Annotated in this window: 6 protein-coding genes; 2 read left to right on the plus strand and 4 right to left on the minus strand. The window is 57.4% G+C overall.

The window, feature by feature from the left end; translation table 11 throughout:
• The first annotated feature begins 96 nt into the window (after window positions 1-96).
• Both XcodCFBP4690_RS19710 and XcodCFBP4690_RS22560 read left to right on the plus strand, forming a co-directional pair.
• The gene (locus XcodCFBP4690_RS19710; RefSeq protein ID WP_244183737.1) at window positions 97-573 is read left to right on the plus strand and encodes a hypothetical protein; all 477 of its coding nucleotides are present in this window, start codon (window positions 97-99) and stop codon (window positions 571-573) included.
• A 191-nt stretch (window positions 574-764) separates the two neighbouring features.
• A complete protein-coding gene (locus XcodCFBP4690_RS22560; RefSeq protein ID WP_146091982.1) occupies window positions 765-962 on the plus strand; it encodes a hypothetical protein in 198 nt (65 codons plus the stop codon).
• A gap of 519 nt (window positions 963-1,481) precedes the next feature.
• On the opposite strand, the gene XcodCFBP4690_RS19725 is transcribed toward XcodCFBP4690_RS22560, so the two are convergent.
• The 4 genes from XcodCFBP4690_RS19725 to XcodCFBP4690_RS19740 all read right to left on the minus strand — a co-directional run bounded on the left by XcodCFBP4690_RS19725 (window position 1,482) and on the right by XcodCFBP4690_RS19740 (window position 6,848).
• Window positions 1,482-3,395 (minus strand): M61 family metallopeptidase, encoded by a 1,914-nt coding sequence (locus tag XcodCFBP4690_RS19725; RefSeq protein ID WP_104543705.1) that lies wholly within the window; start codon window positions 3,393-3,395, stop codon window positions 1,482-1,484.
• 296 nt (window positions 3,396-3,691) lie between these two features.
• Window positions 3,692-4,024: a hypothetical protein gene (locus XcodCFBP4690_RS19730; RefSeq protein WP_104543707.1), complete on the minus strand. Its 333-nt coding sequence runs from the start codon at window positions 4,022-4,024 to the stop codon at window positions 3,692-3,694.
• Between the two features lie 80 nt (window positions 4,025-4,104).
• Complete coding sequence (locus tag XcodCFBP4690_RS19735; RefSeq protein WP_104543709.1) at window positions 4,105-6,195, minus strand: DEAD/DEAH box helicase; 2,091 nt, start codon at window positions 6,193-6,195, stop codon at window positions 4,105-4,107.
• Window positions 6,192-6,848, minus strand: coding sequence for a HamA C-terminal domain-containing protein (locus tag XcodCFBP4690_RS19740; protein WP_488174560.1), 657 nt, complete (start codon window positions 6,846-6,848; stop codon window positions 6,192-6,194). The genes XcodCFBP4690_RS19735 and XcodCFBP4690_RS19740 overlap by 4 nt, the downstream gene beginning before the upstream one ends.
• Window positions 6,849-6,946 lie beyond the last annotated feature (98 nt).

Here is a 6,946-nt window from a genome sequence, read left to right on the forward strand (position 1 = left end):
GATGGCATCGCTGTCCAAAAAGTAGGCCCGGAGATGTCACCGCCGCAATGAAGACGTGAATCTGCCCCATTCTGGCCCAGGAACAGGACCACACCCATGGATCGACGTCGCCGCAAACGGATGCAGCGTTATTGGGCGCGAGCAGAAGCCAAGGCGTGCGCGGCGATCGATCGCCTGGATCCACACAGCTGGTTCGACCTGTGGCATACGCATGTGGACTGGAACGGTCGCGGCCGCGCCTCTGCGGAAGATCGGCACATGGTGAACGCGGTTGCAGTGCGCGTACTGGGCTACCTGGAGGCGCGTCTGGCGCAGCATGATGCAGCGGTGCAAGTGTGGGCAGACCTGAGCCCGGACACCATGGATACCGCCATCTACGCGCACTCGGCCAACCCGAACGGCTCGACATTCCCTGTCAACTTTCCCGCAGCGGATTGGCAGCAACCCCCTCCTGCACACATGGTTGCGATCCTGCCAGCCACGCATCGGGCAGGGGCCGTGTCCTGCGATGGGAGTACCCGGCATATCGTTCAACGCTGGCCCCAGAGGGTCGGTAAAGAGGTTCGCGCGTGAGCGCTACCGACAAATCCCATCGCATGGCGTTGCGATACGCAGCCGGCCTCCGCCAGCCGCGTACCGCCAAAGTGGCTGCAACCGGCGCCACCTATCGTGTAGCGCACGCCTGCTTCGGGTGTCGCAGAAGTTTCAAGCTCGCCCCGCGCGAGCAGGCAGCGCCCTGTCCAGGCTGCGGCGACGCGTTGTGCATGATGGGGCGTTCGTTCAAGGCGCCTCCGGCACGCGACAAGGCGCAGTGGACCAAGGTCGAACGCCTGTATCGCGCAGCGTTTCGGTTCTTCAGTTACCGCAGCCAGCAGTGCGCCCCACTGCCCGCCAGGCGATCGGACGTCGACCGCTTCATTCGCGAGCATCCCAGCCACCCGCTACGCCTGCAGGGTGATTGAGCCTTGTGCACCCGACGTGCGGCATGATCCAACCAGGGAAACGTTACCTACCGAACTCGTGGAAGACCTTGGCAAACGCATCCGCTTGGCAAGGCAACAATCGTCTGCTCGCTGGCGCCATGGCGCAGCTGCAATCACGTAGTGGTCATCGTCGTGGCAAGGCGTGCAATACCGCCGATGCGGCTAGCCAACACGACAGTCCTGGCTGGCCAACCGGTGGCCTGTCCAGAACGCGAGGTCAGGCCTCCACCTGACCTCGTCCGCCTGCTGGCGGCCAGGCGGCTTACTTGCCCTTCTTTTCCTGCTTGGCCGCGCGCTTTTCCTTCAGCGTCTTGGTCGGCTCTTTCTTCTGGTTCTTCTTCTGGTCCATCCCCTTGCTCATGACACCCTCGTGGTTGCTGGATTGATTGGGCTGGCAGCGCCATGAACCGGCGTGCCCGCGCACTGTAAGGCCTGTGCGCCATGCAAGGGCAGAGGGAATGGCCACAAGGGCGACGGACGGTGCTGCCGGCTGCCGCCTCAGCGCGGGGCCAGCAGCCTGGCCAGCGTATCGGGCCGGTCGGCAAGCCGCTGCAGCCTGGGGTAACGCAGCGGCCCTGCATATGCGATCGCCACCTCTGCGTGGTGGTCGTCCTGGGCAATGCCCAGCACGATGGGGCGATGCGTCGAGCCGCGCACCGCATCGCGCAAGGCCTGCTGGTCGAACGGCGCGCCGTTGACGGTGCGCAGGCGCGTGCCTGGCCGCAGCCCGGCCGCGAACGCGGGGCCATTCCAGGCCACCGTGCGAACCATGCCATCGGCGCGCACAGCCAATCCGATCGAATAGCTGAGATCGGACACCCCTGCCTCCTCCTCGCTGGCCCGGAATACCGCTGTCGGCGTGTCGGTGTAGACCAGTGCCCAGCCGTGCCGGGTCAGCCCGCGCGTGGTGTCCAGTTCGTCGTGCGCATCGACCCATCCATGCAGGAAACCCGCCCAGTCGGCGGGCGCCACCGCGTTCAACGCAGCGCAGATGTCGTCGAACGTATAGGTGCGCGTGGGCGCGTCCGGCGTGGCGCCGGCAAAGAAACCATGCGCGAAATCATCGAGGCCGCGATCGCCGCCGCTGCGCGCGCGAAGTTCGGCGTCCACCGCCAGCCACAGCATCACGCCTTCGGCGTAGTAATCGCGCCGGCGCTGCCAGTCGCGCCACGGCACCGGCTGGCGCAGCATGAAGGCCGGGTAGTGGACATCGTCGGACAGGGGCCGCCACGCCCGTCCTGGCCGCTGCGCGACCTCCGCCGCATCGATGGCCAGGCGGTCGCGCACCTCATCGGCACTGAACTGGCCGGCGCGCGTGGCCAGCACCCGCCCCCAGAACTCGGTCTGTCCTTCATACATCCACAACAGGCTGCCGGAGACCGGCACGTTCGGGGTCGGTGCCCACAGGTCGGCGGGGGTCCGATAGAACCCGTTCCAGGCATGCACGATCTCGTGTGCGATCAGGTCGCGATACAGAAGCTGCTCCGGCCACTGCTGGAAGTGCGACGACGCCAACCCGTTCTCGCTGGACGCGCGATGCTCGGTGCCGCCGGACGAGCCCTCGTCGCTCAGCCGCGCCAGGATCGCGTAGCGGGCGAACGGCGGCGGGCCGAACACCGCGCGCAGTTGCGCGACCAGCGCCCGCAGTTCCGCCACCCGCGCCGGCGGTACGTGCAGGTCGCCCGGCCGCAACGCCACCACGTCGAGCGACACGGCACCGGACCCGGCGCCGGATAGCGGCAACTGCGCGGTATGGCGGCCGGCCAGCACCGGCGCGTCCAGCAGCGTTTCCAGCGATGTCGTCCGGAAGCGATAGTGCGCGCCCTGTGCATGCTCCACGTCCAGCGCACTGAACGGCCGCAATCCCTCGGGCAGGGTGAGTGTGGCGGCCACCGGAATGTTTCGCGCATACCAGCCAGCCGGGTAGAGCAGCAGGCGCTGCCACGGCACGGACACGATGTCGCGCGTCAGCAGGTCGCCGCCGGCCACCATCTGGAACTGCACATCGATGGCCTGCGTGCCTGCCGGCACATCCACATGGAAGGCATGCGGCTCGTAGGCATCGCGTCGCCACCGCACACGGCGGCCCGCCGCACTGACCTGCAGGCCGGCCAGGTCGGTGACGGTCAGGCTCGGCCCATGGCTGGCAGCCTCCCACCGCGGATACAGCAGCGTGACCGCGGCACCCGGCGCGACCGGCACCCGCTGCTGCACGTGGAAGATGCGCCGCGCCACATCGGAGGCGTCTACGCGCACCTCCATCACCCCGGCAAACGGCCGATCCACCGGCGGCGCCACAGCGACCGACGGGGCCAGATACACCGGGCCGGTGCTGGATTGGGCAAACGCCGCAGTGGCAACAACGGCAAGCACAACCGGCAGCAGCACGGCGCTCGGGAAGCGGATCGTCATCGAGTCTCTTGGATGGCGCGCAACACGCACCGGCAACGAAAGGGCGTGATCCTATACCGGCTGCACCAGCGTGCTGACGTTGTTCGGTGCAGGCCGCAGGTCCAGTCCGCTATGAAATGTCCGGTTGCCAGTTGTTGCGCGCAGCTTGGCGCAGTCGTTGCCGTCTCAAATCCACATCGCGCCAGGACGAAAGCAGGTGGATGACCGCTTACGCGCGCACGCACCACCCGGTGCAGCCACGACCTGTCTTCGTCAGAAACGACAAGGCCCGCAGTGCGGGCCTTGTCGTGATGCGCTTACTTGGTCTGCACGCGCTGGTACTGCTCGCCGCCGGTGTTGAGGTGGCCGTTGGTCTCGTCGATGACGAAGTTGACCGTCTCCCCGTCATTGGTGACCTGCAGCGCCCCGTCCTTGTAGACCGCCGGGTAGCTCTCGGTCTTGGGCTTGCGGCTGAAGAACTTCGGCGTGGTGCTGCGGACCATGAAGGTCTCGCCATTGCGCTCGATGTCCATCGTCTCGTCCTGCGTCTGCACATTGACCCAGTGGCCAATGAACTTCTCGCCCTCCACCTTGGCGCAACCGCTCACCAACAATGCCGCGGCCAGCGCGGTGCCCATCCACTTCATCATCGTGCGTTCTCCGGTTGAGGCTGCGTCGAGGATGGCGGGTGGGGGATGTATGGGAGGTCAAGATTTGTAGGAATTAGACGCTAATTATCCAATGCCTGCCTCAGCCATTCTCGCTCAAATTCACTTAGGCTTGTAGGGGATTTCAAAGCTGTTCTCAACTTGTTCTCGAGCCGTTGGCGGTCATCACCTTGCTGCCAGAATCTCTCAGATATTTGAATGGGAACCCCTTCTTCATCTAGATTTTTGAGTTCTTCGGCTCGAAACCAGCGGCTTAATCCTTGAATAAAAAAACTATAGTCAACACTAGGTGATCTTTGCTTGACAAAAACTTCAACTACCGCGAAGGCTTGACTAAGTCCATACTCGCAGGCGCGCAGAAACTTGAAGATATTGTCGTGCCCTGAAATATCTCCATCAAACTTTTTGTCGTATTCGATAAGAAATTCTTTCATAGTCTTGGTCTGTCTGAGACGATTGACAAAATACGAAAGTTGAGATGCGCTACGTGCTCCGAATTCGCTTGGAGATTTTACCTTGCAGATCATCTCAATAGTGGTCTTGATTTGTGGATAATCTGGATAATTGGACCAAGCTAAACCATGGGAATTATCCATTGCTTGGTACACGGCGCGGCGAAGATTGTAGGCTTTCTCAACCCCTATAGATGCTGCAATCTTAAGATCTTCACGACTCAGCCCGATGTTGTTCATAAGATTATCCACGCGAGCGCTTGTTGAACGTCTGTCTTGATCATTCAATTGAACAACATACTCTAGTGGAGCATCGTCCTCCTCAGAAAATAATGTTGGAGCAACTTCTGTCGTCTCTTCAGAAGGTGGGGAATTAAAAAGGTAAACCTTCCCGACGTGATGTTCTCCAAGCCTGCCGGCTCTGCCGCGGATGTTAGAAAAAGTAAAAAAATCATAGTTGGAGCGACTTATCGCCTTGTCGAAAATGAGCACAGTTTTTGCGGCTGTGTTTACACCTTCGATCAATGTGGATGTGCAGAAAAGTACTGGAAGGTCTCTTTGGTTAAACATTCGTACCATTTGGGCAGCGATTGCCCTTGGCAGTCGACCATGATGAATGCCAAACCCAAAACGTACAGTTTCATGCAGGCCGCTTTTCTTTCCGATATTTTCAGATATCCACATCGCGAAATCTGCACTTGTATCTGAAACCGCAAGATCTGCAGCGGCAAGGGCCGCTAGTTTGTTTGCTTTATCAGGCGAGGAAACGAAAACCAGAGCAGGCCAGTTGGCATCGTCAGCTATTTCATCAAAAAGTGCTTCTTGCTTATTTTGAACAGAAGTTAGATCAAAAGTGTCGACCGCGACCGTAGAAAATCTGGTCCGTAGAAACTCAAAGTTCCATCTTCCGTCACTTGCAACGCGGACCCCATCAATATTTGGTCCAAGAAAGAAAAATTGTTTAGAGTGACTAAGAAGCTTATACACGGCCGCATTTAGAGCAACACTGCGGTCATCTTTCCGAGTGGGGTCAAGTTTATAAAACTCGTCAACAACGGTAAGATCCAAATTGCCAAGGTCATCCCGTGTGATTAGTCGCTCTTGCGTACCTAAAAATATAACCCCATCAGCTATGGTTCCGGCAGTGTCCGCATGCTCAGTTGGATGCATGACGATCTTGAAACTGTCTCGAAACCTACGTCTAAGCCGTCTTCTGAACTCATCGAGAAGTGCAATTGTCGGAAGGACAATAGCTATGCGTCGATACTTTTTGGACGCAATAAGGGCATCAATTAGAAGGCTTTTCCCAAAACTAGTAGGCGCGCTAAGAATTAGATTTTTTCCGGCAAGAAGCGCATTAAGGGCGGCAACTTGTTCTCGGTGAAGTGTTAGCCCATCTAGTTCTCCTAGTGTCACAGACTCTGCAATAAGCGCTTCTTGAGCATCAGCCGATTCTTTGTCTATGTAATTCCATAGTCCAGTTGCGCGAGCTAATGCGTTCAATGGCTCTTTGAAGGATCTAAGCTCGCCATTCGCCTCAATTAAATTTGCCAATCTTGGAACAGACTCTAGAACTTGTGGATTGTCCGTGGGGTAAAGATTTATCGCACGGGAAACTTCCTGAAAAATGTTGAATACTACCGTCTTTAGTCGATCGCCTTTCATTGATTCAAGACTCGACCATTCTATAGTCGGTGTCATGCATTCAACCCTTTAAGTTTTCTGTCGAAAGCGTCAGCAAGCTGAGACTTTGACGCGAGTGGAAAGTAAATTAAAACAATCTTAATTTTTTGACGAAGTCCCGAGTTGTTTAGCTTGAGATTAATTTCAGATAACTCTTTCTGGATGTCGTTTGAATATTTTGAATCATGTTTTTTAGCTGTAGCGGTGCTTTGACTGCTAGCCATAATGCATATTGGAAAAACTGCCGTCGCAAAAAGGTTGTCCAGGGATGTCTGGACAGAAAAAATATTTCTAATTTCCTCATATCGTGGAATATGCTTCGACAGTTGGGGGCCTATTATTAATTTTTCTCTGTTCAAAAACCCTTGATCAATGTGCGCCTTAACAGAAGCAATTGCTTCAGAAATAGCCGAGTCAGAGTCTTCATAGAGTTTTGCTTCACCCAACCAAAGTTCAATTTCACCTGAATCAGGGTATCGCACATGGACCATGTCAAAAGACTTGACCACGTCGTTAGAAGCGGTCAAGTAGAAGACGCGAGGTGCAATAGGAAATGTTTCAAAGAAATCTCGACATATTGCGTGCAAAGCTATTTCGCCTACTTCTCCTCGCTTTGCATACTTGTCGCTTGTGTAGATTCTGACAGCAGCTTCCTGCATTCTCACGTACATGTTGGCGTGATTACGACGTCCCCCCGTCCTGAGTAGCGGCCGGGTTTAGAATCCAGGGTTGATGATAGCGGCGTTTGCCAGTTGTTGGGCATACGCAG

This window comes from Xanthomonas codiaei, from assembly GCF_002939785.1.
Classification (GTDB): domain Bacteria; phylum Pseudomonadota; class Gammaproteobacteria; order Xanthomonadales; family Xanthomonadaceae; genus Xanthomonas; species Xanthomonas codiaei.